Genomic DNA, 24,693 nt, shown 5'->3' on the forward strand with positions numbered 1-24,693 from the left:
GTCAGGCGCTCCTCTCGGTCGGCTGGTCGTGCTTCGCAGGCGGGTCGGTGCGGTACCAGCCGGTGATGATCGAGCGCAGCTCGTTGATCGGGCCGGCGGCGAGGATCATCAGGATGTGGACGATGAAGAAAAGCACGAGCAGCACCATGACGGTGAAGTGGATGGTGCGCGCCGTCTGCCTGCCGCCGAGGATTTCGTTGAGCCAGGGCAGCACCGAATTCATGCTCGGCGACATTGCGAGGCCTGTGACGATCATCAGCGGCAAAAGCACGAAGAGCACGCCGCCATAGGCCATTTTCTGCAGCGTGTTGTATTCGCGCGTGTGGTGGAATTTCAGCTTCGCATGATCGACGATGTCGCGCGGCAGCTTGCGCAGGTCCGACACGCGAGGGGCAAGATCGCGATGGATATGGCCGTTGACCAGGCTGGCGATCAGCCAGATGAGCAGGGTCGTGGTCAGGATCCAGGCGAAGAAGAAATGCACGACGCGGGCGGTGCCGAGGTCGTAATAGGACGGGATCGTCGCCCAGGAAGGGAAGGCGCGAGGCGTCTCTTGTCCCGGGGGACCCGACCAGCCGAGCACGCCGGTGGTGTCGAAGCGATGGCCGAAGATTTCAGTGAAGCCGCGCGGACCGTTGGCGGTGTTTTCGGCGCCAATCTGGAGGATCGTGTTGTTGAACTCGAAGCCGGACTGCTTGCCGACATAGAGCTGCGGCCGCGCGTTGAAGATCTGCAGGCCGGAAAGCAGCATGAAGAAGAGCGAGAAAGCCCAGATCCAGTGGGTCAACCGCGTCCAGCGCGATTGCCGATAGATGAGGGTCGTGTCCTTGCCGTCCGCCTCGGCGGCGGAATGGTTGTTGGCAACAGTGTCCATCTTGCCTCCGGCCGCCTCAAGCAAGCGGCTTCTCAGGTCATTGTCTCCCCCTCAATACGTCGCCGCACAAGGCAATGTTTCATGCGATCACGGATTTATTACGGAGAGCCGAGGCTGACCGCGAGATTGACTGCCGCCGCGACGATCACCGTGTTGAAAAAAAAGGTCAGGATCGAATGAACAAGCACGACCAGCCGCATTTGCGAGGTGGTGACGGCCGTGTCCGCCGTCTGCGCCGTCATGCCGATGACCGTCGCGAAATAGAGGAAATCCCAGCCTTCCGGCCTTTTGCCGCCCGGAAAATCGAGGCCGCCGACCGGCATCTTCTTGTGGGTTTTCTCGTCGATCCCGTCGCCATCCTTCCAATAGACGTGCGCGTAGTGCAGCGACGCCATGGCGTGGATTGTGAACCAGCCGAGCGGGATCGACAGTATGGCGAAGGCGAGCTGCAGGGGATGCGCGGCATCCTTGCGGTTGATCAGCAGGAACAGCGAGACGATGGCCGCGCCGACGACAAAGAGCGTGATGGCAAAGATCAGCAGCACGGGCAGGTCGGTCGCGCGCGCATTTTTGCTGAGATAGCGGCCGGTAAGGCTCGGCATCAGGGTCAGCACCAGGGCGATATAGCTTGCAAAGAACACATTGGCGCCGATCGAGTAGGGGAGCGGCCAGCGCAGCAACAAGGCAAGCAGCAGTGCCACGATGCCGATGGCCGCGGCGAGGGCGAACTGCATGTGCCGATGCATCGGCGTCTTGAGATCGTCACCCATGGCCCGGGGCCCTTGAAGACGTTGGATCAGTCCGGTGTGACGGATTTGAGCGCGCGCCGCAAGATGCGGTCGAGCTCGCCGAGAAACTGCGAACGGTCCTTCTGTGTGAAGGAGGCATTGAAGCCCCGGCTCTCGCCGGTCTCGCGCAGATGCTGCTTCAAATCGCGCATCGCCACCGCCATGCCGATGGATTCCGGAGTGAAGGGGCGGCCGGTAGGGCCGAGCACATGCGCGCCTAGCGCCACCGTGCGCGCGGCAAGCGGAATGTCGGCCGTCACCACGACATCGTTGGCCCTGGCGTTCTCGGCGATCCAGTCGTCGGCCGCATCCGCGCCCTTGGAGACGACGACGTTGCGGATCATCGGATCGCGCGACGGCCGCAGGCCGCCATTGGAGACATAGGTGACGACGACGCCGTGGCGCTCCGCGACCTTCTCGACCTCGGCCTTGACCGGACAGGCATCCGCGTCGACGTAAATGATGGGGGCAGGCAACCTTATCTCCAAATGTACGAAAGGGCCGACACAGGCCGGCCCCTTCGCATGAAATGTCGCAATTGTCAGGCCGCCAAGGCTCCGGACTTCTTGGCGGTCCAGGTGGCCATATAGTCCATCAGGCCGGGATTGAGGCAGTCATAGGGCTCAAGCCCGATCGACTTCAGCTGGCCTCGGATGCCGTCCATGCGGCTCGGGTCGACGCCGGATTCGATGATCGAGGAGACGAAGGCGGCGAAGCCCGGCGGCGACCATCCATCCTCCTCGAAGCGCTCGGGATGGATGAAGGACAGCCCCTTGAAGGCATGGTCGCGCTCGACCGGGCCGTACATGTGGACGCCGCAGCCGGTGCAGGCATGGCGCTGGATCAGCGCCGCGGGGTCGACCACCTTCAGCTTGTCGCCGTTCTCGGTGACGGTGACATCGCCAGTGCCGGCGACGGCCACGACCGAGAAGATGGCGCCGTCCGGCTTCCAGCATTTGGTGCAGCCGCAGGCATGGTTGTGGGCGATCTGGCCCTTGACCTTCACCTTCACCGGATTGCTGGTGCAGGCGCATACCAACGTGCCGCCGGCAAAGCTCGCGCTCTCCCTCGGCAAGCCGTTGTCGATCTTCGGATGCAGTTTTTCAGGCATTGAGTTCCTCCCTTGTTGAACCTGTGCAACTTAAGTCGCTGGCCATAGGTCGGCGGCTTGTTTTCCTCAGTAAACCACGACGCTGCGGATCGACTTGCCCTCATGCATGAGGTCGAAGCCCTTGTTGATGTCCTCCAGTTTCAACGTATGCGTGATCATCGGGTCGATCTGGATCTTGCCTTCCATGTACCAGTCGACGATCCTCGGCACGTCGGTGCGGCCGCGCGCGCCGCCGAAGGCGGTGCCCATCCAGGTGCGGCCGGTGACCAGCTGGAAGGGCCTGGTCGCAATCTCCTGGCCGGCGCCGGCGACGCCGATGATGACCGACTTGCCCCAGCCGCGATGCGAGGCCTCCAGCGCCTGGCGCATCACCTTGGTGTTGCCGGTGCAGTCGAAGGTGTAGTCGGCGCCGCCGATCTGGTCGGCGCCGCGCTTGGTCAGGTTGACGAGGTAAGGCACGATGTCGCCGTCGATCTCCTTCGGATTGACGAAATGCGTCATGCCGAACTTCTCGCCCCAGGCCTTCTTATCGTTGTTGACGTCGACGCCGATGATCATGTCGGCGCCGGCCAGGCGAAGGCCCTGGATGACGTTCAAGCCAATGCCGCCGAGGCCGAAGACCACGGCGGTTGCGCCTTGCTCGACCTTGGCGGTGTTGATGACCGCGCCGATGCCGGTGGTGACCCCGCAGCCGATGTAGCAGATCTTGTCGAAGGGGGCGTCGGGATTGACCTTGGCCACCGCGATCTCGGGCAGCACGGTGAAGTTGGAGAAGGTCGAGCAGCCCATGTAATGAAACAGCTTGTCCTTGCCCATCGAGAAGCGCGAGGTGCCGTCGGGCATCAGGCCCTGTCCCTGCGTGGCGCGGATGGCGGTGCACAGGTTTGTCTTCCGCGACAGGCACGACGGGCACTGCCGGCATTCCGGCGTGTAGAGCGGGATGACATGGTCGCCCTTCTTGACCGAGGTAACGCCCTTGCCGACATCGACGACGACGCCGGCGCCCTCATGGCCGAGGATGGCCGGAAACAGCCCTTCCGGATCGGCGCCCGACAGGGTGAACTCGTCGGTATGGCAGATGCCGGTCGCCTTGACCTCGACCAGCACTTCGCCTTCGCGCGGCCCCTCGAGGTCGACCTCCATGATCTCCAGCGGCTTTCCGGCGGCAACGGCGACTGCGGCACGCGTTTTCATCAGGCGTTTCCTCCCAAGGCAATCAGTAAGTTTCAGGTGACGGCAGGCCGCCGTTCCCGCCTGGCGGGACGAAATCTCTGCCCGCCGTTTGTTTCTCCGAGCCCATCGACCACCTTATCGCTTTCCTTGCTGGCGGCCAACTTCCCTTGCGACGTTTTTCGGCGCGGCAGTCGCAATTCGAGCAAGTCAGATGCGCACCGGCCGGACACTTGAGACATGGCGGGATTGTCCATAGAACTGGACCGCTTCGCCGGAGGACGACATCCGAATGTTCAAGAAAATCCTGATCGCCAATCGCGGCGAGATCGCCTGCCGCGTGATCAAGACGGCGCGCAAGATGGGGATTGCCACCGTCGCGGTCTATTCGGATGCCGACCGCGATGCCGTGCATGTCGAGATGGCCGACGAAGCGGTGCATATCGGACCCTCGCCGGCGGCACAGAGCTATCTGTTGCCTGAGAAGATCACCGCCGCCTGCAAGCAAACCGGCGCGCAAGCCGTGCATCCGGGCTATGGCTTCTTGTCGGAGCGCGCCTCTTTCTGCGAGGCGCTGGAGAAGGAAGGCATCGTCTTCATCGGGCCGAAGCCCAAGGCTATCAAGGCCATGGGCGACAAGATCGAATCGAAGAAGTTCGCCAACGAGGCCAAGGTCTCGACCGTGCCTGGATGGCTGGGCGTCATCGAAGACGCCGACCATGCCGAAAGGATCGCCGGCGAGATCGGCTATCCGGTCATGATCAAGGCCTCGGCCGGCGGCGGCGGCAAGGGCATGCGCATCGCCTGGAGCAAAGCGGAGGTGCGCGACGGCTTCGAGCGGGCGCGTTCGGAAGCGAAAAGCTCCTTTGGCGACGACCGTGTCTTCATCGAGAAGTTCGTCGTCGATCCCCGCCATATCGAAATCCAGGTGCTGGCCGACGCGCATGGCACGGCACTTTATCTCGGCGAGCGCGAATGCTCGATCCAGCGCCGCAACCAGAAAGTGGTGGAAGAAGCGCCGTCGCCGTTCCTCGACGCCAAGACGAGAAAGGCGATGGGCGAGCAGGCGGTGGCCCTGGCCAAGGCCGTCGACTACCAGAGCGCGGGCACCGTCGAGTTCATCGTCGACAAGGACAAGAATTTCTATTTCCTTGAAATGAATACGCGATTGCAGGTCGAGCACCCGGTGACCGAGCTGGTCACCGGCATCGACCTGGTCGAACAGATGATCCGCGTCGCCGCCGGCGAGAAGCTCGGCATCAAGCAGAGCGACGTGAAGCTCAACGGCTGGGCGGTGGAAAGCCGCCTTTACGCGGAGGATCCCTTCCGCAACTTCCTGCCTTCGATCGGCCGGCTGACGCGATACCGGCCGCCGGAAGAAGGCAGGTTCGGCGATGTCGTGGTCCGCAACGACACGGGTGTCGCCGAAGGGTCGGAAATCTCGATGTTCTACGATCCCATGGTGGCCAAGCTCTGCACCTGGGCGCCGACAAGGCTCGAGGCGATCGACGCCATGTCGGAGGCGCTGGACAGCTTCGTCGTCGACGGCATCGAGCACAACATACCGTTCCTTTCGGCGCTGATGCAGCACCCGCGCTGGCGCGAGGGGCGGCTGTCGACCGGTTTCATTGCCGAGGAATATCCTGACGGTTTTGCGCCGGTCGGGCCGGATGGCGAGGAGAGGGCGGTGTTCGCCGCGGTCGCTACGGCGATCGAGCTGCTGCGGCGCGACCGGCTCGACCGCCTCAGCGGCAGGCTGGCGCCGCATTCCGGCCATCTCAAGCGCGACTGGGTGGTAAAGATCGGCGCGGACTATCTTCCGGTCGAGATCGTCGACGGCATGATTTCCATCCCGATGGAGGTCGATCTGTCGATCGATGGCGGCAAGCCGCTGACCGTCGCTTCGGACTGGCGGCCGGGCGACGCGATCTGGCAGGGCACGGTCGGCGCCGACAAGGTCGCGGCGCAGATCCGTCCGACGCTGAACGGTTTGCGCATCGCCTGGAAAGGCATGTCGGTGACGGCGCGCGCCATGCTGCCGCGCATCGCGGAGCTCGAAAGGCTGATGCCGGAGAAGCTGCCGCCCGACACCTCGAAGATGCTGCTTTGCCCGATGCCTGGTCTCGTCGTCTCGATTGCCGTGGCGGAGGGGCAGGAGGTCAAGGCCGGCGAGACGCTGGCCGTGGTCGAGGCGATGAAGATGGAAAACGTGCTGCGCGCCGAACGCGACCTCACGATAGCAAAACTCAACGCGAAGCCCGGCGACAGCCTGGCGGTCGATGCGGTGATCATGCGGTTTGCCTGAGAAAGCGCGGTGCGGGACGCAAGCCTGTGTCGCGGTCGATTGTGCTGGACTGGTATGGCCCCGTCCGGGACAATACATCTGCACCGATGAGTCTTGGCACAGCGTGAAAAAACATGGCGGATGAACGACTTCCACGCGATCCTTTGCAGCGCGAAGCGGCGGTGAAGGCCAGCCGGCCCGAAACGCCGGCGCGTAGGTTCATCCATCTGCGCGTGCATTCGGCCTATTCGCTGCTCGAGGGCGCCTTGCAGCTTGGCGCGGTCGTCGGCCATGCCGTCAAGGATGAGGCGCCGGCGATCGCCGTCACCGACACCAATAACCTGTTCGGCGCGCTCGAATTCGCCCAGAAGGCAGTCAAGGACGGCATCCAGCCGATCATCGGCTGCCAAATCGATCTGGCCTTTTCCGGGGAAGCGAGCGACGGCCAGCGTGATCGCCGCCGCCACGGGCCGGAGATGTCGCCGGTCGTGCTGATCGCCGCCAGCGAGGACGGCTACAGCAATCTCGTGCGGCTGATCAGCAAGGTCTATCTGGAGACGCCGCCAGGCGAGCCGGTGCATTTGACCAGCGCTATGCTGGAAGATCGGTGCGACGGGCTGATCTGTCTGACCGGTGGGCCGCGCGGTCCGATCGGCAGTGCGCTCAAAGCGGACCGGCGCGATCTCGCCGAACAGCGGTTGCTGTTCCTCAGGGGCCTGTTCGGCGACAGGCTTTATGTCGAGCTGGAGCGGGTCGCCGGCTATGACCGCATGGTCGAGAAATCGACCGTCGATCTTGCCTACACGCATGACCTGCCGCTAGTCGCCACCAACGAGGCCTTCTTCTCCAAACGCGAGGATTATGAGGCGCATGACGCGCTGATCGCAATTGCCGAAGGCTCGGTCGTCGCCGCCGACAACCGCCGGCGGCTTTCGCCTGACAATTTCTTGCGCGGCCAGGCCGAGATGGCGCGGCTCTTCTTCGACCTGCCCGAAGCGATCGACAACACGGTCGAGATCGCGATGCGCTGCTCCTATTATCCGAAGACCCGCAGCCCGATCCTGCCGCGTTTCACCGGCGCCGACGCTGCCGACAAGGACGCGGCCGAGAAGGCGGAGGCGGCCGAGCTAGCCCGGCAGGCGCGCGAAGGCCTGGAGGCGCGGCTGGCCGCGCACGGGCCGACGCCGGGCTACACGGTAAAGCAATATCGCGAGCGGCTCGAATTCGAGCTCGGCATCATCGAGAAGATGAAGTTCCCGGGCTACTTCCTGATCGTTGCCGACTTCATCAAATGGGCCAAGGCGCAAGGCATTCCCGTCGGGCCGGGGCGCGGTTCGGGCGCCGGCTCGCTGGTCGCCTATTCGACCACCATCACCGACATCGACCCACTGCGTTTCTCGCTGCTGTTCGAGCGCTTCCTCAATCCGGACCGGGTGTCGATGCCGGACTTCGACATCGACTTCTGCCAGGACCGGCGCGAGGAAGTCATCCGCTACGTCCAGCAGAAATACGGCCGCGACCAGGTCGGGCAGATCATCACCTTCGGAACGCTGCAGGCGCGCGCCGTGCTGCGCGATGTCGGCCGCGTGCTGCAGATGCCTTACGGCCAGGTCGACAAGCTCTCCAAGATGGTGCCGCAGAACCCGGCCAATCCGGTCAAGCTGGCGGATGCCATCGCCAACGAGCCGCGCTTCGCCGAGGAGGCGGAGAAGGAGCCGATCGTGCAGACGCTGCTCGACACGGCGCAGAAGCTCGAAGGCCTCTACCGCCATGCCTCGACGCACGCCGCGGGCATCGTCATCGGCGACCGTCCGCTGTCCGAGCTGGTGCCGATGTACCGCGATCCGCGCTCGGACATGCCGGTCACCCAGTTCAACATGAAATATGTCGAGCAGGCGGGGCTGGTGAAGTTCGACTTCCTCGGCCTGAAGACGCTGACGGTGCTGGAAACGGCGGTGAAGCTGATCCGCCGGCGCGGCGTCGACATCGATCTCGCGACGATCCCGCTCGACGATCGCGACACCTACGCGATGCTGTCGCGCGGCGAGGTGGTCGGCGTGTTCCAGGTTGAAAGTGCCGGCATGCGCAAGGCGCTGATCGGCATGCGGCCGGACTGCATCGAGGACATCATCGCGCTGGTGGCGCTCTATCGCCCCGGCCCGATGGAGAACATCCCGACCTACAACGCCAGAAAGCATGGCGAGGAGGAGATGGCCTCGATCCATCCCAAGATCGACCATCTGGTGAAGGAGACCCAGGGCGTCATCGTCTACCAGGAACAGGTGATGCAGATCGCGCAGGAGCTTTCCGGCTATTCGCTCGGCGAAGCCGACCTCCTGCGCCGCGCCATGGGCAAGAAGATCCGCGCCGAGATGGACAAGCAGCGAGAGCGCTTCGTCACGGGCGCGGTCGAGCGCGGCGTCTCAAAGCCGCAGGCCGATTTCATCTTCGACCTCCTGGCCAAGTTCGCCGACTACGGCTTCAACAAGTCGCATGCAGCTGCCTACGCGGTCGTTTCCTACCAGACCGCCTATCTCAAGGCGCATTACCCGGTCGAGTTCCTTGCGGCGTCGATGACGCTCGACATGAGCAATACCGACAAGCTGGCCGATTTCCGCCAGGACGCCATGCGCCTCGGCATAGAGGTGGTGGCGCCATCGGTGATGTCGAGCTTCCGTCCCTTCGAGGTCGGCGAGAACAAGATCTTCTATTCGCTGGCGGCGCTGAAAGGCGTCGGCGACGCGGCGGTCGAGCACATCGTCGAGAAACGCGGCGAGAAGCCGTTCAAGAACCTTGCCGATTTCTGCGAGCGGGTCGATCCGAAGATCGTCGGCAAGCGCGTCTTCGAAAGCCTGATCATGGCAGGCGCGCTGGATTGCTTCGGCCACGACCGCGCCCAGATGATGGCTGGCGTCGAGCGGATGATGGGCCTGGCCTCGCTGGCGCAGCAAAACGCCATCTCCGGCCAGGCCGACATTTTCGGCGCTTCGCTTGGGAGCCAGTCGCAGGCGCTCAACCTGCCGGCGACCGATCCGTGGCTTGCTGCCGACAAGCTGCACCGTGAATTCCAGATCGTCGGCTTCTATCTCTCGGCGCATCCGCTCGACGAGTACAAGGCAGCGCTGCAAAAGATGCGGGTGCAGAACTGGGCGGAATTCTCGGCTGCGGTCAAACGCGGCGCCGCCGCCGGGCGCCTCGCCGGCACAGTCACCTCCAAGCAGGAGCGCAAGACCCGTACCGGCAACAAGATGGGCGTCGTGCAGTTTTCCGACACGACGGGACAGTATGAGGCCGTACTGTTTTCCGAAGGCCTGGCGCAGTATCGCGACATGCTGGAGCCCGGCAGTTCGGTGGTGATCATGGTTGCGGCCGAAGACAGGCCTGAGGGCGTAAACCTGCGCATCAACTCGGTGCAATCACTGGACGATGAAGCCAGCCGCATCCAGAAAGCGCTGCGCATCTTTGTCCGGGACGATGGACCATCGTCGATCATTCAATCGCAGCTCAGACAGCGTGGCGACAGTCAAGTCAGCATCATCGTTCTCAAGGGAGAGGCGCAGGGCGAGATTGAGATCGGCCTGGGTAATTATCGCGTCTCACCGCAGATCGCCTCGGCCATGCGCGCGGTGCAGGGCGTGGTGGACGTGGAGCTGGTCTAGCTCAGGGCGTTGCCGCCTCCGCCTCTGCCACCCGCGGCGTCTTCTTCTGCAGGTTGAGCAGATTACCGGCGAGGATCAAGCCTGCGCCGCCGGCGGTGAAGACGTCGATCTGCTCATGGTATAGCAGCCAGCCGACCAGCGCCGTCAGCGGCACGCGCAGGAAGTCCATAGGCGAGATGATCGTGGCATCGGCATGGACCAGCGCGCGGGCCAGACAGAAATGCGACGACATACCGGTGAAGGCGATGACGAAGATCCACGGCCAGAGCCCTGGCGAAGGGTTGTGCCAGCTATAGAGAGCCGGGATCAGGCCAACCGCCGACTGGATGATCAGCATCCAGAAGATGATGCGCACCACGCTTTCGGTTTTGGTCATCGACTTGACCAGCACCATCGAGATGCCGAAGCAGACCGCGGCGCCCAGGACGACGAGGTGGCCGGGATCCATCGAGCCGGCGCTGGGGCGCACGATGACGACCACGCCGATCAGGCCAAGCACGATCGCCGTGAGCTTCGACCGGGACAGTCTTTCCCCCAGAAAGCTGACCGCCAGGATCGCCGTCCAGATCGGCGTGGTGAACTCGATCGAGATCAGCACGGCGAGCGGAATGAGCGTCAGCGCGTAGAGCCAGGCGGCCTGGCCGGTATAGTGGATCATGTTGCGGGCGATATGGGCGAGGGGGCGCTCACTGCGCATCGCGGCAAAACCGCCGCTCATCATCACCAGCGGCGAAAGGATGAAGAGACCGATCACCGAGCGCAGCTCCAGCACCTGGAAGACGTTGAGCTCGGCCGTCGTCTCGCGGCCGGCAACCGACATCGCCAGCATCGAGGCGATTGACAGAGCCATCCAGAACGCAGCTTTTGGGATCGAGGGAGCGGGCGCCATTGGGGTCCTATGTCGCAAGCCCGGACCCGGGCCGCAACCGTTAGCGGCATCATTCCACTGGGCCAGTGGAGCGGGGCGTCAAAAAACCGTCATCGCGGCGGCGGAACCTGGCGCCTGGGCATCCGTTAAGTCCACGCCTTCCGTCGGAGGGCGCATGATCGCGAGAGGGAAACATCTTGATGAAATCGACCGCCGCTGTGCTGGCCGCTGCCTGTCTTTTCTGCGCGACGGCCGCGCATGCCGACGAGGCGGCTTTCCTGCGATCGCTGCAGGGAAAGTTCGCCGGCAAGGGGACGGTCAGGATCAGAACGAACACGCCGGTGATGAACATCAACTGCAACTTCACCTCGGACGCGACGGCCGACTCGCTCTCGCTTGACGGCACCTGTCGTGCGTTGTTGATCATGTCGCGGGAAATCCGCGCCGACCTGAAGGTCGACGGGGCGAGCTACACCGGAACTTACATTGGTTCGCGCAGCGGACCTGCCGGGCTCAGAGGAAGCCGCAAGGGCGACGCAATCAACCTCGACATCCACTGGGCGAAAGTCGTCAATGGCGACCGCAATGCGGAGCTGACCGTAGAAAAGATCGGGCCGGACAATATGCGCATGACGGTGACCGACATGGATCCGGCAACCGGCAAGATGGTGGTGACGAGCCGGATCGACCTCAAGCGGACCTGACGCTTCAATCTTCCAGCGGCTCGGGCGGATTGGCGGCGCGGCCCTTGCCGAATGTATAGCCGGTCTCGACGGCTTTCCTGCCGAACTTGTCGCGCAGCGTGTCCATCGCGCTTTCGGCAAGCGCGCGCTTGCGCGACTGCACGTCGACCAGATCCGGCGGATCGGCCTTTTCGTCGTCGGAGAGGTCGCTGACGCCGATGCCGAGCAGGCGGAACTTTGTGCCGTCGGCCTCGCGGCGCAACAGGTCGAGCCCGGTCTGGAAAATGCGGTCGGCCAGGCGCGTCGGGTCGCCGAGCTGGCGGTTGCGGGTCCGGGTCTTGAAATCCTGCGTCTTCAGCTTCAGCACCACGGTGCGGCCGGCGATGCCGGATTTCTTCAGCCGCGCCGAGACCTTTTCCGACAGCCCGCGCAGCACCGGCACCAGCTCCGCCAAGGCGGCGATGTCGTTGTCGAAGGTGGTTTCGGCCGAGACGCTCTTGGCGTCGCCTTCGGGATCGACCGTGCGGTCGTCCTCGCCGCGCGACAGGCGGTAGAGCCGGTCGCCCATCACGCCATAGCGGCGCATCAGGTCGCCGCGCTCCATGCGCTGCAGCTGCCCGATCATGCGGATGCCGTCGCGCTCCAGTGTCGCGGCCAGCGCCTTGCCGACACCCCAGATCATCGTCACCGGCTGCGCGGCGAGGAAGCTTGGCGCCTCGGCTTCGCCGATCACGGAAAATCCGCGCGGCTTGCGAAAGTCCGAGGCAATTTTCGCCAGGAACTTGCAGTAGGAGAGGCCGGCCGAAACGGTGATGCCGAGCTCCTTTTCGACCGTCTGCGCGAAGCGCCCCAGCACCAGCGCCGCCGGCATGCCGTGCAGCCGCTCGGTACCGGCGAGGTCGAGAAAGGCCTCGTCGATCGACAGCGGCTCGACCTGCGGCGTCAACGCCTGCATCAACGCCCGCACCTGGCGGCCGACGCCGACATATTTTTCCATGTTGGGCGGGATCACCACCGCTTCGGGGCACAGTTCGAGCGCCTTGAACATCGGCATGGCCGAGCGGACGCCTTGGATGCGGGCGATATAGCAGGCGGTGGAAACGACGCCGCGCCGGCCGCCGCCGATGATGACCGGCCTGTCCTTCAGCGCCGGGTTGTCGCGCTTTTCGACCGCCGCGTAGAAGGCGTCGCAATCGATGTGGGCGATCCGCAGCCGGTAGAGCTCGGCGTGACGGACGAGGCGCGGGCTGCCGCAGCGATCGCAGCGACGCGTCTCGCCGCGCTGGAAAGCCAGGCAGTCACGGCAAAAACCGTGTTCGGGATTGTTGACAGGAGCCGCCATCGCTGCGAACATAAAGAGAACAAATGCAATGGTACGACAGCGCAAGGCTGGCAACAAGCTTGGCCTGGGGAGAACGCATGAGCACGACCATAGCACCGCTGACTCCTGAACGCTGGCCCGATTTCGAGGACCTGTTCGGCAAGCAGGGCGCCTGCTACGGCTGCTGGTGCACGCATTTCCGGTTGTCGCCGGCGGAGCGCCGCGCCAGCGACAAGGAGCGCAACAAGGATCTCATCAAGGCGCGAATCGAAACGGGCCCGCCGCCGGGACTCTTGGCGCTCGAGGACGGCAAGGCCGTCGGCTGGATGCAGATCGGCCCGCGCGCCGATGTGCCTGAGTGGAACAATCAGGGCAGGGGCTCGGCGCCGGTCGATCCGGCCGATGCCGGCGACCCGAATGTCTGGGCGATCTCCTGCTTCTTCATCCGCGCCAGGGCGAGGGGCCGGGGCATCACGCATCGCCTTGTCGAGGGCGGCATCGCCTTCGCCCGCGAGAATAGAGCGAGGCTGCTGGAAGCCTGCCCGATCGACCTGTCGCGCGATTCGCGCTCGATCGGGCTTTTCGTCGGCTCGTCGCGGGTATTCGAGAAGGCCGGCTTCGAGAGGCTGGTGGAGCGCAAGCCCGGCCGGCCGCTAATGCGCCTGGTGCTTTAGGCGCTAATGCGTCTGGTGCTTTAGCCGGATGCGCTTTTGGCCTACAGTCGGCGTCTTGCGGCTGTTACGCTTCTTGCCTACCAGAAGCATGAATATTTCGTCTTCCGAAATCACGGAGAACTGACGTGAAGCGTATTTTGCCATTTGCCTTTGCCCTCGCGCTCAGCGCGCCGGCTTTTGCCCAGACCGTCGACAATCAAGGCGCCAAAGATCTTTCCGACAATCTGGCGCGCTATTTCGGCAAGCAGGCGTTCGACAAGGGCGTGCTCAAGGTTTCGGTCGAGGGCGACGCCTACAAGATCGCGCTTGACGTCAAGGCGCTCGTCAATGCGCTGCCGGAACAGAAGCTCCTGAAATTCGACCTGGCGCCATACGCGCTGATGGTGAAGCCGCGCAGCGACGGGTCCTGGGACGTCTCGTCGAATTTCTCGCAAGGCGCATCCTTCGAGTTCGAAGGACCGGAAGGCCGTCAGAGCATGGAGTTCACGATCAAGGACGGCAAGCTGACCAGCGTCTACGATCCGGCTCTTGCCGCCTTCACCAGCGCGACCAGCTCATTGGCCGGAATGACCATGACGTCCCGGCAAGCCAAGCAGCAGGCAGATGTCTCGACCGGCGCCGGCACCGCCAACGTTACCGCGACCAAATCCGCCAATGGCGGCGTCGACTTCACGGCTACGCAGAAAGTCTCGGATTTCGTCGAGATGATCAAGGTGAACGACCCCGACAGCGGGATGAACTTTCCGCTCACCTTGAAGACGCCGGAACTTTCGGTCGACGCACACGGCAAAGGCGTGCGGACGAAGCCGCTGCTCGACCTGCTTGCCTTTGCCGTGGCCAATGAAGACGAAGCCAAGCTCAAGGCCAGCCAGGCCGAGCTCAAATCGTTGATGCTGGCCGCGCTGCCCATCTGGGAAAGGGTCGACGGCAATTACGGCTTCAAGAATTTCGAGGTGGACAGCCCGGTCGGCAAGTTCGGCGCCACGCAGTTCAGCACCGCATTCGGCATGGACGGCGTCTCCCAGAACGGCAAGGTCGATTACGCGATCAAGGCTGCCGGCCTGACGATCCCGCATCAGACCCTGCCGGAATGGACCACCCCATTGCTGCCCACGGACATCGACCTGAATTTCGGCGGCGCGAATATCGATCTCGATACAATGGCGAAAAAGGCGATCGAAGCCTTTGATCTCAATAAGAATCCGCCGCTGTCGGACGAATTCGGCAAAGCTTTGGTCGCTGATTTCAAGGCCAAGAATCCGAAGGTCGTGATCGGGCACAGCACGGTGAAGAACGGCAATATCGAGGTTGCGCTGGAAGGCGAGATGACCTTTCCCGGCGAGAAACCCGATGCGACCGTGACCGTCGATGTCGCCGGCTATGACAAGATCGTCGATGCCTTGAAGGAAGCCGCCAAAAGCGATGAGCAGATGGCGCAGGCCTTCCCATTTGCGTTGGCCGTCAAAGGTTTTGGCAAGACGCTGCCGGACGGCCGGCTGGAGTGGATGATCAACACCAAGGCCGATGGATCAGTCACGGTCAACGGCGCCATGCTGAAGGGACCGGACGCCGCCCAGGACGACAGCGCGGGCCAGGATGACAACTCAGGCGATGACGGCGCGGACGGAACGGATGATTCCACCGGCGGCGATGATTCGGACGGCGGTGACAATGGCGGGGCCGGAGCGAAGCTGAAGCCCTGAGCACTTGGCTTAAAGCCCGAGCGCGGCTGCGATCTTTGGCGCCGCATCGCGCCAGTCGTCGACCGAGATGATGTCTTCCGGCGTCGGCGGCAGGAAGGCGCGCAGCGAGTTGTCAGCCATCAAATGGAAGAGGTGGGCATCGGCCACGGAATTGCGCGCCGAAACCAGGTTGGAAGGCTGGTCGTCGACGAAGGCGACGGGCCGGCCCTTGACGTCGCGCAGTTTCGCGATGGCAGGTCCCTTGGCCATTTCCGTCGTCAGCAGCGGATAATTGAGTCCCAGCGCATCGAGATGCGCGCGGCGCACGGCGCGGTGCTTGTGCGGCATGGCGGTCAGCAGGACGATCTCGGCGCTTCGGCCGAGCGTCGCCAGCGCGTCCGCCGCGCCCTCTGCGATGCTTTGCCAATCCGCCTGGGCGTCGAAGAAATCGCCGAGCAGCGCCGTCACTTCCGGCTGCTCGATCAGCCGCCCGCTCGCCGTCTCGGCGATGTTGCCGGTGAGGCGGAAGGAAGCCAGCGTCAGCCTGAAGCCGCGCGACTTCAGGAAATGCGGGAAGGGCCGGACGAATTCGAGCACGACATCGTCGACATCGAGCACCAGCAGCGGCCGGTCATCGGCGGCAAGCTCTTCGATCTGCCGCGCCGTCTCGGGATCGTCGCTCATGTCGAGCGCTCGTGATCGTCGTTGCCCAGCGGAAGGGCGCGCAGCGCCTTGCCGACGGCGGCTGGCGGCGTGCCGGTTTCCTCGGCGAAGCGCAGAAGCGTCGGCTCGTGCGCCAGGATGAATTGCAGAACGCCGGCAAGGAAGCCCGGCTCAGCTGCGGCCCTGCGGATCGAGTTCGCCTCGATGCCGGTGATCGCCAGGAAGCGGGGCAGAAGCTCCGGGTCGGCGGCGACGAAGGCCAGGGCCTTGACGGCAATGGTTTCCGCTTCCTCGCGCATTGACGCTGCGTTCGCCATCGTTACCTTTGCAATGGTGGATTTTTTCGAGTCTCCTTCCGCAGTAACGGCAAGCGTCGCTTGCGGCAAGCCTCCGCTCTTTCCCATGCAACGTCCGAAGGTGGAATTGGTGCAGCTTTCCAACCTCCGGTTTCCGTTTCGTCAATCATATTGGGCTAGAGTGGAAATGGGTTGGGTGCGGTCCGAAGGGGACGCATTGCGACGGCCTTCGGCTTCGAGGGCGGTCGGGACGGGAAACTGATGGCTAAGAAGGTGATGATCGTCGAGGACAATGAGCTTAACATGAAGCTCTTTCGGGACCTCATCGAAGCCAGCGGTTACGACACGGTTCGCACGCGCAATGGCCTGGAGGCGCTCGATCTCGCGCGCCAGCACCGGCCGGACCTCATCCTGATGGACATCCAGCTGCCGGAAGTGTCCGGCCTGGAAGTGACCAAATGGCTGAAGGAAGACGACGAATTGCATTCGATCCCCGTCATCGCCGTCACCGCCTTCGCCATGAAGGGCGATGAGGAGCGCATCCGCCAGGGCGGCTGCGAGGCCTATATTTCCAAGCCGATCTCGGTGCCGCGCTTCATCGAGACGATCAAATCCTATCTGGGCGACGCCTGATGCCCGAGACCAGCAGAACCGGAGTTTTGAGATGACTGCGCGGATCCTCGTCGTCGACGATATCCCCGCCAATGTGCGGCTGCTGGAAGTTCGGCTGCTTGCCGAGTATTTCGAGGTACTGACGGCCAATAACGGCCCGGATGCGATCGAGACCTGCGAGAACGGCAAGGTCGACGTCGTGCTGCTCGATGTGATGATGCCGGACATGGACGGGTTCGAGGTCTGCAAGCGCCTGAAGAGTGATCCGGCGACCTCGCATATCCCTGTCGTCATGATCACGGCGCTCGACCAAGTGTCGGACCGGGTGCGCGGCCTCGAGGCGGGCGCTGACGATTTCCTGACCAAGCCGGTCAACGACCTGCAGCTGATGACACGCGTCAAGAGCCTGGTCAGGCTGAAGTCGCTGACCGACGAGCTCAGGCTGCGCGCCTCGACCACGCGCAATATCGGCATCGAGGAGCTTCTGAGCCGCGATTTCGCGACCGAAGACGCCAAGCCGCGGGTGCTTCTCATCGATGAGCGCAAAACTTCCGTCGAACGCATCCAGAAGATGCTGCGCAACAGCGCCGAGCTCGATGTCGCGACCGACCCGAATGCGGGATTCTTCCAGGCGGCCGAGACGGCGTATGAATGCGTGCTGATCTCGACTGCCTTCTCCGACTTCGATGCGCTGAGACTCTGCTCGCAGCTGCGTTCGCTCGACCGCACCCGCTTCCTGCCGATCATGCTGCTCGCCGACGAGGGCGAGGAGGGCCGCATCCTGCGTGGCCTGGAACTTGGCATCAATGACTACCTGATCCGGCCGATCGACCAGCACGAGCTGACGGCGCGCCTGCGCACACAGGTGCGGCGCAAGCGCTACAACGACCAATTGCGCGCCAGCGTCGCGCAGACGATCGAGATGGCGGTGATCGACGGGCTGACCGGGCTGCACAACCGCCGCTACCTCGACAGCCATCTGCAGACGCTGTTCGATCGCGCCGTGGCGCGGCGGCGGCCCCTGTCGGTGATGATCACCGATCTCGATCGCTTCAAGTCGATCAACGATACCCATGGCCATGACGGCGGTGACGACGTTCTGCGCGAGTTCGCCCGGCGGCTGCGCAAGAATGTGCGCGGCATCGATCTCGCCTGCCGCTTTGGCGGCGAGGAGTTCGTCGTGGTTATGCCTGACACCGACGGCGCGGTCGCCGAGAAGGTTGCCGAACGCATTCGCGCCGAGATCGCGCAAGCGCCTTTTGCCATCGGTGCCGACGGCAAGGCGATCGAGGTCACGGTCAGCGTCGGCGTGTCCTCGCTTCTGAAAGGGACCGACAGCGTCGCCGCCCTGATGAAGCGCGCCGACCTTGCGCTCTATGAGGCCAAAAGCGGCGGCCGCAACAGGGTGGTCGCCAAGGCTGCCTGAAAACACGTCGCGATCTTTCAGACCCCGCACGCGCCGGTCTTTATCCCGAAACCGGTTTCCAGTTTCGGGAGACATGCTCGGCAAAAAGGCGACGATTCTCGGCCGTCCCAACAGGGTTACGAATTTACCTTAACCCAAGCGATTCGTGAGCGGTGGTTAAGAAATGGTTGATTTTTATAAGGTCTTGCGCAAATCTGCGACGCATAGACAGAAGACGAGGCCGGCGCGAGGGTAGAGTAGCCGGCTCGATCCAAAAATACCCCATGATGCTCAGGTCCGCCGCATCTCCTGGGTCCGTGGGGTCGGCCGGCCGGCGCTGGCACATAGTGGCCTCCTCGTACCGCTGCCAACCGCCGACCGGCCCCCTTTTCTCAAAAACCGACATCGGAACCCCGTGCTTGATCGTGGCACGGCTCCTTTGTCGTACGGGCGACCTAAAACAAAAACGCCGCCCTCTGGGCGGCGTTTTTGGTTTCTCAGGATAACCAGATTACTTGATCTTGGTTTCCTTGAACTCGACGTGCTTCTTGGCGACCGGATCGTACTTGCGGAACGAGAGCTTGTCCGTCTTGGTACGGCTGTTCTTGCTGGTGACGTAGAAGAACCCGGTGTCGGCGGTCGACAGAAGCTTGATCTTGATGTTTGCGGCTTTGGCCATGATTTTCGTCCGTTAATGTTCGTGGAGTTTTGGCCGCTGAAGCACGGGGAAACACCCGGACGCGGGAAACTTGGCGCGACACATAAAGAACGCGCCCGGAAAGTCAAGCCCGAGCGCCCTCCGAGCCCGCGAGCGTCCGAGGATCGTTCCGGATACGACGATGAGTCACGGCTCATGGAAGGATGGATGGCTGGTCGATCACCCAGAGCCATGTGCCGTCGCCTTGCCGGCGAGCAATTTCCACAGTCACCGTGCCATTGGGAAGGCGCGTGGAGGTGAGAGCCAAATCTCCGTTGATCATAGCCGGACGCTGATCTCCAAGTTCAAACTTTGGCCCCGCCATCACCAACTTGGCGTAGAACGCGCGGATGGCGTCCCTGCCGCGCGCCAACTGCCCGCTGCCGATATCGAGGATGGCATCGGGCGCGTAGAGAGCGGCCATTCCTTCAGCGTCTCCCGCCTGCTGGCGAGCAACCAAAAGCCGCGCCAGGTCCTGAGGATCGCGTGCGGGCATGCGGGTTGCGTCGTCATTCATCGGCGATTTCCAAACGCTGCAAGGCTCCGGCGTTACTCCGCCGCAACCGATTCCGGGCGTGGCGCCTTGCCGAGTCGATCCTCACCCGCCTTTTTCCAGTCGCCCGTGGTGTTCCACCAGCGGTTGGGATTGGCACGGTCGTCAAGACCCTTGGAACGGCTGGCGAGCAGCGGTTGGATGCGGATGACGGGCTCCTGATAGGAATGGGCCTGGAATATCGCCTCGACGACACGAGCGGCGAGCACCTGGTCATCGGCGATCTCGAACGACACTTCGACGGTGCCGGGTCGCCGGCGCAGTTCGGTCTCAGCGCCGGCCGCGGCGCCTTCGAGCGGCCGGTAATGCTCGATGCCTTGCGCCGATTGATAGGCGTTGGCGTCATACTTGCCCATGCGCAGCGGCGTGATCGCCACCACGGCCTCCATGATGCGCTCGACATCGGCGGCCGGCGCCTGGAATGTGACGAGCAGAAGCAGTTCCATCCTGAGGGATCTGGTTTCAAAGCCGCTGTCGACCATCGCAATTCTCCTACCTCGCGTCGGAGGCAGGTTATAGCAGGGGTGCTGCTGACACGGTGATGTCAGGATGCCCGACGCTTCAGCGGCATTGCCTAGAGAATCTTGCGCACCAGCCTGACCAGGATCAGAGCCATGTAGGCGGCGAAGAAAAAGGCCAGCGACCAGCCAAAGCCGGATGGGCCAAAGGCATCCATGCCGATGCCGATCGCCTGCGGACCCAGCACCATGCCGACGCCATAGCAAAGCACGAAGGCAGCATTGGCGGATGCCAGTTCGTGGCCGGACAGCTGCGAGCCGAGATGGGCAAGGCCGATCGTGTACATGGCGGCGACGACGCCGCCCCAGACGAACAGAAGGGCCGCCATCAGATGCCAGTTCTGCGCGAAGAACGGCATGAAGACGGTGCCGATGAGCCCGACCGTGGCGCAGGCCAGCAGCAGGTAGCGGCGGTCCGAGACACGATCGCTGATCATGCCGATCGGGATCTGCAGCAGCACATTGCCGAGCCCGATCATTGTCAGGAGCAGCGCGGCGTCGGCTTCCGAATAGCCGATACGGCTGCCATAGACGGGGAAGAGCGAGAAACCGCCGGTCTCGACGGCGCCGAAAACAAGCACGGCGAAGGTCGCGGTCGGCACCAGCCAGATATAGCGCAGGAAGTGGCTGGTCTCGCTGTCGGCGACGATGGTCGGGCTCTCGTTGCGGGCGGCCAGCACCGGAATGGCAGCAAGCGTCACCAGCGCTATGGTGACGCCGAACGGCAGGAAGCCCGTGCTGCCGAGATGGGCGAACAGCCATGGTCCGGCGGCGAAGCCGAGCGACAGCACGGTGGCGTAGATGCCAAGCACAAGGCCGCGCCGGTTCGGCGGGGCGGAGGTGCTGATCCAGAATTCCGACAGGATGAACAATACCGTCAGCGAAATATGCAGGGCGACGCGGAGCGGAAACCACATCCAGAATTCCGGCGCGAAATGGAAGCCGACGAAGGCGAGCGCGCCGATGGCAATCATCAACAGCATGGTCCAGGCGACGCCTAGCCGCATGGCAAGCGGGGTAGCGAGCGGCGCGCCGGCAATCGAGGCGAGACCGGCGACAGCGGTGTTGAGACCGATCATCGAAGCGGAATGGCCGCGACTTTCCAGAATGACGCTGAGCAACGGCATGCCTAGACCGATGGCGATGCCGACGACGCTGATCGAGGAGATCGCCGCGACCATCGGCAGCCAGTGTACGCGTTCGTCGCCCTGTTGTTGGGTATCGACCGTCATGAGATCAAAATGCTCTGCTTCTAAAGGACTTCGCGGACGAAGCGGTTGCGGACGAGCCGGAAGAACGGCACGGCGCCCCCCGGCCGCAGCAATGGATCTTCGGCAAGCCGACTTTCCAGTTCTTCCAGGATCATGCCGGTGATGTCGGGGATGTCGGCCTTGCGGGCATCGGCAAGCGGCAGCCAGACAAGTTCTTCGAGTTCGTTCGTCGGACCGCCGCCGGGCAATTCCACGGCAACGTCGTGGCGCCAGGCGCTGAAAAAACGCGTGTCGAAACGGCGCACGCGATTGGGCGGAGTGATGGCGCGGGCGACGAAGCGGAGCACGTCCAGCGAGGGGACCACGCCATGTTCGGCGAAACCCTGCCAGTCGCGCTTTGCGGTCGAGAAGGCGCCCTTGCGGCCGATCAGCAGGCCGGCTTCCTCATAGGTCTCGCGAATCGCCGACAGGGCGATTGCGCGGGCCCGCGCCGCGCTCGCGCCGCCGGGGCCTGCGGCCAGCTTGCCTTCTTCTTCACCCCGCAGAGGGGCAGCGACGGGAACGCGGCTGTCGGCGGGATCGGTGCGGCCGCCGGGGAAGACGAATTTTCCGGGCATGAAGGCGTGCCCGGCATGGCGCCGGCCCATCAGCACCAGAACGTCCTTGCCGCGGCGATCGAGCAGAATGAGGGTCGCGGCGTCACGCGGACGCAACGCCCGGCCGCTGCGTACGGCCAGGCCCTTATCGAGCTTGTCGACATCCGCCTTGGTCATTCCTTCCATGCGCTCGACCTAGCGGAAACTTCCTTGATGCGAAAGTGGCTTGCGCGTCGCGGCCTTTGCACCAGGGCCGACCGCTGTGCGACCTGGCTTATCAATGGCTCTCGAATTCGTCCTTCTCGTCGCCGAAGCCGTGCATATAAAGCGCCCATTGCAGGCCGATGACAGCGCCCTTGACCGGCTGCAGCAGTGCGACGGCCAGAATAATGGTCAGCGGAACCCAGATCAGCGCGTGCTGCCAGGTCGACAGTGTGGTGGTCGCCTCAACCGCCATGAAGGAGCCGACCACGATGTGGCCGACGATGACGATGACGAGATAGGCAGGCAGGTCGTCGGCGCGATGGTGGTGCAGCTCCTCGCCGCAGACCTCGCACTTGTCCACGGGCTTCACGAAAGCGCGGAACAGCTTTCCCTTGCCGCAATGCGGGCAGCGGCCGAGTATCCCGCGCTTGATCGCCGTCCACAGCGGACGCGCGACGCGGCCCGAATGATGCTCGCCGCCGAAAACCTGTTCTTCCACTTGGAAGTTACCTGGCATTATCGTCTCCTGCCGCGCGGTCCCGAACGCGATTGCGACGCGCGGGCGCGGCCCTTGGCCTTGTGGAACGACCGCCTCGAGCCGGGCAGAGGCTTCGGGTCGGTCAGCATCTCGAAACGCATCGCACCGGCCATTGGCGCGACCTCGACCAGCCGGACTTCGACGCGATCGGCAAGCTGATAGCCCTTGCCGGTGCGTTCCCCGAACAGCGATCGGGCGGTTTCGTCGTAGATATAGTAGTCGCCGCCCAGAGTTGACACCGGGATAAAGCCGTCGGCGCCATACTGCGGCAATTGGACAAAGAGTCCCGCCTTGGTGACGCCGGAGATGCGCGCGTCGAACGTGTCGTTGACGCGCTCGGCGAGATAAGCGGCTATCAGCCGGTCGACCGTATCGCGCTCGGCCGCCATGGCGCGTCGCTCGGTCGCCGAGATCAGCGCGGCGACCTCTTCCAGCCGGTCCGCCTCCTGCTGCGCCAGGCCGCCGGGCCCGAGGCCAAGCGCCGCGATCAGTCCACGGTGCACGATCAGATCGGCGTAGCGGCGGATCGGCGAGGTGAAATGGGCGTAGCGCCTGAGGTTGAGGCCGAAATGGCCGATGTTCTTCGGCGAGTACTCCGCCTGGCTCTGCGAGCGCAGCACCACTTCGTTGACCAGCGCCTCGTTGTCGGCGCCGCGCACCCGCTCCAGAATGCCGTTGAACTGGCTCGGCCGCATCTGCGCGCCGCGCGCCAACGACAGGCTGAGCGTTGCCAGGAACTCGCGCAACGATTCCTGCTTGGCGAGCGACGGCGCGTCATGGATGCGGTAGACGAGCGGCTCTTTCTTGCCCTCCAATGTCTCGGCGGCCGCGACATTGGCCTGGATCATGAATTCCTCAATGAGCTTATGCGCGTCGAGGCGCTCCGGCACGACGACGCGGTCGACCGTGCCGTCGGGCTTCAGCAGGATCTTGCGCTCGAGCAGGTCGAGCTCAAGCGGCTGGCGGGACTGGCGGCCGCGCCTGAGCACGGCGTAGGCGTCCCATAGCGGCTTCAAAGCGCTGTCGAGGATCGGCCGTGTCTTGTCGTCGGGCGCGCCGTCGATCGCGGCCTGCGCCTGCGGGTAGGCGAGCTTGGCGGCCGACTTCATCATGACGCGGTGGAAGGAATGCCTGAGCTTGCGGCCTTCCGAGGAGAAGGTCATGTGCACGGCGATTGCCGGCCTGTCTTCGCCCTCGCGCAGCGAGCAGAGATCGTTGGAGATGCGTTCAGGAAGCATGGGCACGACGCGGTCCGGAAAATAGACCGAATTGCCGCGCTTCAGGGCTTCGCGGTCGAGCGGCGTGCCGTAGCGAACATAGGTTGCGACATCGGCGATCGCCACGGTGATGACAACGCCGCCGGGATTCTTCTCGTCCGTGTCGGGCGTGGCGAAGACCGCGTCGTCATGGTCCTTGGCATCGGCCGGATCGATGGTCACCAGCGGCAGACTGCGCCAGTCCTCGCGCTGATCGAGCGTCGCCGGCTTTACCGCTTCCGCCTCGGCAATCACGTCCGCAGGAAAGACATGGGGGATGTCGTGGGCGTGGATGGCGATCATCGAGACCGCCTTCTCGCTGCTCAGCGAGCCCAGCACCGCCAGCACCTTTGCCCGGGGCAGTCCGTAACGGGATGCCCGCGCCGGCTCCACCTCCACCAGATCGCCATTCCTGGCGCCGTTCTGGAATTCCTTGTCGACGATCAGTTCCGGCTGGCGCCGTTCGACCGGCTCGATGCGGAACGTCCCATCCTTCAGCACGCGGAAGACGCCGAGCACGGCGTCGCTGCGCTTCTCGAAGATCTTCATCACCCGCCCGGTATAGGCAGGGCCTGACGGATCGTCGGTCGGGAAAGTCTTGGCAAGCACACGGTCGCCAATGCCGGGGACCGGGCCTCCGGCGGCGCGCGAGATGCGGATGGCGATGACGGGGGGCGAGCCGGCGCCGGTATATTCGCTCGGATTCGCCAGAAGCACGCCGTCATCGTCGCGGCCAAAAATGTCGAGCACCGCGACATGAGGCACGGCGCCCGCGCGGGTGAGGCGCTTGCGCTCCTTGTTGAGGAGGCCTTCATCCTGAAGGTCTCGCAACAGGTCTTTCAGCCAAATGCGGTCCTCGCCGCGCAGCGCGAAGGCCTTGGCGATCTCGCGCTTTCCGGAGCGATCGGGATTTTCGGCGATGTAGCGCAGGACCTCGTCACGCGACGGACGATAGTCGTCCTTGACCTTGGCCCTGGTATCGGCGTTGCGCGGATCGCCGTGGCTTCTTCCGGAGATCCTGCGCGCCACG

Annotated in this window: 23 protein-coding genes; 7 read left to right on the top strand and 16 right to left on the bottom strand. The window is 63.8% G+C overall.

Annotation, left to right across the window (positions count from 1 at the left end):
* Nucleotide 1: 1 nt before the first annotated feature.
* From FJ980_RS06990 to FJ980_RS07010, 5 genes are all read right to left on the bottom strand, one after another.
* Nucleotides 2–874 (bottom strand): cytochrome b/b6 domain-containing protein, encoded by an 873-nt coding sequence (locus FJ980_RS06990; RefSeq protein ID WP_140542199.1) that lies wholly within the window; start codon nt 872–874, stop codon nt 2–4.
* A gap of 98 nt (nt 875–972) precedes the next feature.
* Nucleotides 973–1,644, bottom strand: a complete 672-nt coding sequence (locus tag FJ980_RS06995) for a DUF1345 domain-containing protein (RefSeq protein WP_140542200.1) — start codon at nt 1,642–1,644, stop codon at nt 973–975.
* A gap of 26 nt (nt 1,645–1,670) precedes the next feature.
* Nucleotides 1,671–2,138 (bottom strand): YaiI/YqxD family protein, encoded by a 468-nt coding sequence (locus FJ980_RS07000; RefSeq protein ID WP_140542201.1) that lies wholly within the window; start codon nt 2,136–2,138, stop codon nt 1,671–1,673.
* 65 nt (nt 2,139–2,203) lie between these two features.
* Nucleotides 2,204–2,773: an S-(hydroxymethyl)glutathione synthase gene (gfa, locus tag FJ980_RS07005; RefSeq protein WP_140542202.1), complete on the bottom strand. Its 570-nt coding sequence runs from the start codon at nt 2,771–2,773 to the stop codon at nt 2,204–2,206.
* 66 nt (nt 2,774–2,839) lie between these two features.
* Nucleotides 2,840–3,967 (bottom strand): S-(hydroxymethyl)glutathione dehydrogenase/class III alcohol dehydrogenase, encoded by a 1,128-nt coding sequence (locus FJ980_RS07010; RefSeq protein WP_140542203.1) that lies wholly within the window; start codon nt 3,965–3,967, stop codon nt 2,840–2,842.
* Nucleotides 3,968–4,235: 268 nt separating this feature from the next.
* On the opposite strand from FJ980_RS07010, the gene FJ980_RS07015 reads away from it, so the two are divergent.
* On the top strand, nt 4,236–6,248 hold the full coding sequence (locus FJ980_RS07015) for an acetyl/propionyl/methylcrotonyl-CoA carboxylase subunit alpha (protein ID WP_140542204.1): 2,013 nt from the start codon (nt 4,236–4,238) through the stop codon (nt 6,246–6,248).
* Nucleotides 6,249–6,361: 113 nt separating this feature from the next.
* Nucleotides 6,362–9,886: a DNA polymerase III subunit alpha gene (gene dnaE, locus FJ980_RS07020; RefSeq protein ID WP_140542205.1), complete on the top strand. Its 3,525-nt coding sequence runs from the start codon at nt 6,362–6,364 to the stop codon at nt 9,884–9,886.
* Nucleotide 9,887: 1 nt separating this feature from the next.
* Here dnaE and FJ980_RS07025 read toward each other — a convergent pair whose 3' ends face one another.
* Entirely contained in the window at nt 9,888–10,775 is an 888-nt protein-coding gene (locus tag FJ980_RS07025; RefSeq protein ID WP_140542206.1) for a DMT family transporter, read from the bottom strand.
* 179 nt (nt 10,776–10,954) lie between these two features.
* Here FJ980_RS07025 and FJ980_RS07030 point away from each other — a divergent pair, with 179 nt between their 5' ends.
* Nucleotides 10,955–11,458, top strand: a complete 504-nt coding sequence (locus FJ980_RS07030; RefSeq protein ID WP_140542207.1) for a hypothetical protein — start codon at nt 10,955–10,957, stop codon at nt 11,456–11,458.
* Between the two features lie 4 nt (nt 11,459–11,462).
* Here FJ980_RS07030 and FJ980_RS07035 read toward each other — a convergent pair whose 3' ends face one another.
* Nucleotides 11,463–12,791, bottom strand: a complete 1,329-nt coding sequence (locus tag FJ980_RS07035) for a DNA polymerase IV (RefSeq protein WP_140542208.1) — start codon at nt 12,789–12,791, stop codon at nt 11,463–11,465.
* Between the two features lie 65 nt (nt 12,792–12,856).
* On the opposite strand from FJ980_RS07035, the gene FJ980_RS07040 reads away from it, so the two are divergent.
* Both FJ980_RS07040 and FJ980_RS07045 read left to right on the top strand, forming a co-directional pair.
* Entirely contained in the window at nt 12,857–13,432 is a 576-nt protein-coding gene (locus FJ980_RS07040; protein ID WP_140542209.1) for a GNAT family N-acetyltransferase, read from the top strand.
* A gap of 125 nt (nt 13,433–13,557) precedes the next feature.
* Nucleotides 13,558–15,135, top strand: coding sequence for a hypothetical protein (locus tag FJ980_RS07045; protein ID WP_140542210.1), 1,578 nt, complete (start codon nt 13,558–13,560; stop codon nt 15,133–15,135).
* Nucleotides 15,136–15,144: 9 nt separating this feature from the next.
* Here the strand turns inward: FJ980_RS07045 and FJ980_RS07050 are convergent, their stop codons facing one another.
* Nucleotides 15,145–15,798, bottom strand: a complete 654-nt coding sequence (locus tag FJ980_RS07050; protein ID WP_140542211.1) for a hypothetical protein — start codon at nt 15,796–15,798, stop codon at nt 15,145–15,147.
* Nucleotides 15,795–16,094, bottom strand: coding sequence for a DUF3572 domain-containing protein (locus FJ980_RS07055; RefSeq protein WP_140542212.1), 300 nt, complete (start codon nt 16,092–16,094; stop codon nt 15,795–15,797). Before FJ980_RS07055 ends, FJ980_RS07050 begins: the two co-directional genes overlap by 4 nt.
* 240 nt (nt 16,095–16,334) lie before the next feature.
* Here FJ980_RS07055 and FJ980_RS07060 point away from each other — a divergent pair, with 240 nt between their 5' ends.
* Nucleotides 16,335–16,706: a response regulator gene (locus tag FJ980_RS07060; protein WP_040995610.1), complete on the top strand. Its 372-nt coding sequence runs from the start codon at nt 16,335–16,337 to the stop codon at nt 16,704–16,706.
* Between the two features lie 31 nt (nt 16,707–16,737).
* Complete coding sequence (locus tag FJ980_RS07065) at nt 16,738–18,111, top strand: PleD family two-component system response regulator (RefSeq protein WP_140542213.1); 1,374 nt, start codon at nt 16,738–16,740, stop codon at nt 18,109–18,111.
* Between the two features lie 490 nt (nt 18,112–18,601).
* On the opposite strand, the gene rpmG is transcribed toward FJ980_RS07065, so the two are convergent.
* The 7 genes from rpmG to rnr all read right to left on the bottom strand — a co-directional run bounded on the left by rpmG (nt 18,602) and on the right by rnr (nt 24,692).
* A complete protein-coding gene (gene rpmG / locus FJ980_RS07075) occupies nt 18,602–18,769 on the bottom strand; it encodes a 50S ribosomal protein L33 (protein ID WP_006201775.1) in 168 nt (55 codons plus the stop codon).
* 172 nt (nt 18,770–18,941) lie between these two features.
* Nucleotides 18,942–19,304 (bottom strand): nuclear transport factor 2 family protein, encoded by a 363-nt coding sequence (locus FJ980_RS07080; protein WP_140542214.1) that lies wholly within the window; start codon nt 19,302–19,304, stop codon nt 18,942–18,944.
* 32 nt (nt 19,305–19,336) lie between these two features.
* A complete protein-coding gene (locus FJ980_RS07085) occupies nt 19,337–19,822 on the bottom strand; it encodes a hypothetical protein (protein WP_140542215.1) in 486 nt (161 codons plus the stop codon).
* Nucleotides 19,823–19,914: 92 nt separating this feature from the next.
* Nucleotides 19,915–21,090 carry an MFS transporter gene (locus FJ980_RS07090; protein ID WP_140542216.1) on the bottom strand — a complete coding sequence of 392 codons (1,176 nt, stop codon included), beginning with the start codon at nt 21,088–21,090 and terminating at the stop codon, nt 19,915–19,917.
* Nucleotides 21,091–21,110: 20 nt separating this feature from the next.
* Nucleotides 21,111–21,851, bottom strand: coding sequence for an NUDIX domain-containing protein (locus tag FJ980_RS07095; RefSeq protein WP_140542217.1), 741 nt, complete (start codon nt 21,849–21,851; stop codon nt 21,111–21,113).
* 91 nt (nt 21,852–21,942) lie between these two features.
* Nucleotides 21,943–22,386: a DUF983 domain-containing protein gene (locus tag FJ980_RS07100; protein WP_140542218.1), complete on the bottom strand. Its 444-nt coding sequence runs from the start codon at nt 22,384–22,386 to the stop codon at nt 21,943–21,945.
* Complete coding sequence (gene rnr / locus FJ980_RS07105; RefSeq protein WP_140542219.1) at nt 22,386–24,692, bottom strand: ribonuclease R; 2,307 nt, start codon at nt 24,690–24,692, stop codon at nt 22,386–22,388. Before rnr ends, FJ980_RS07100 begins: the two co-directional genes overlap by 1 nt.
* Between the last annotated feature and the right edge of the window lies 1 nt (nt 24,693).

This window comes from Mesorhizobium sp. B1-1-5, from assembly GCF_006443065.1.
Lineage (GTDB): Bacteria > Pseudomonadota > Alphaproteobacteria > Rhizobiales > Rhizobiaceae > Mesorhizobium.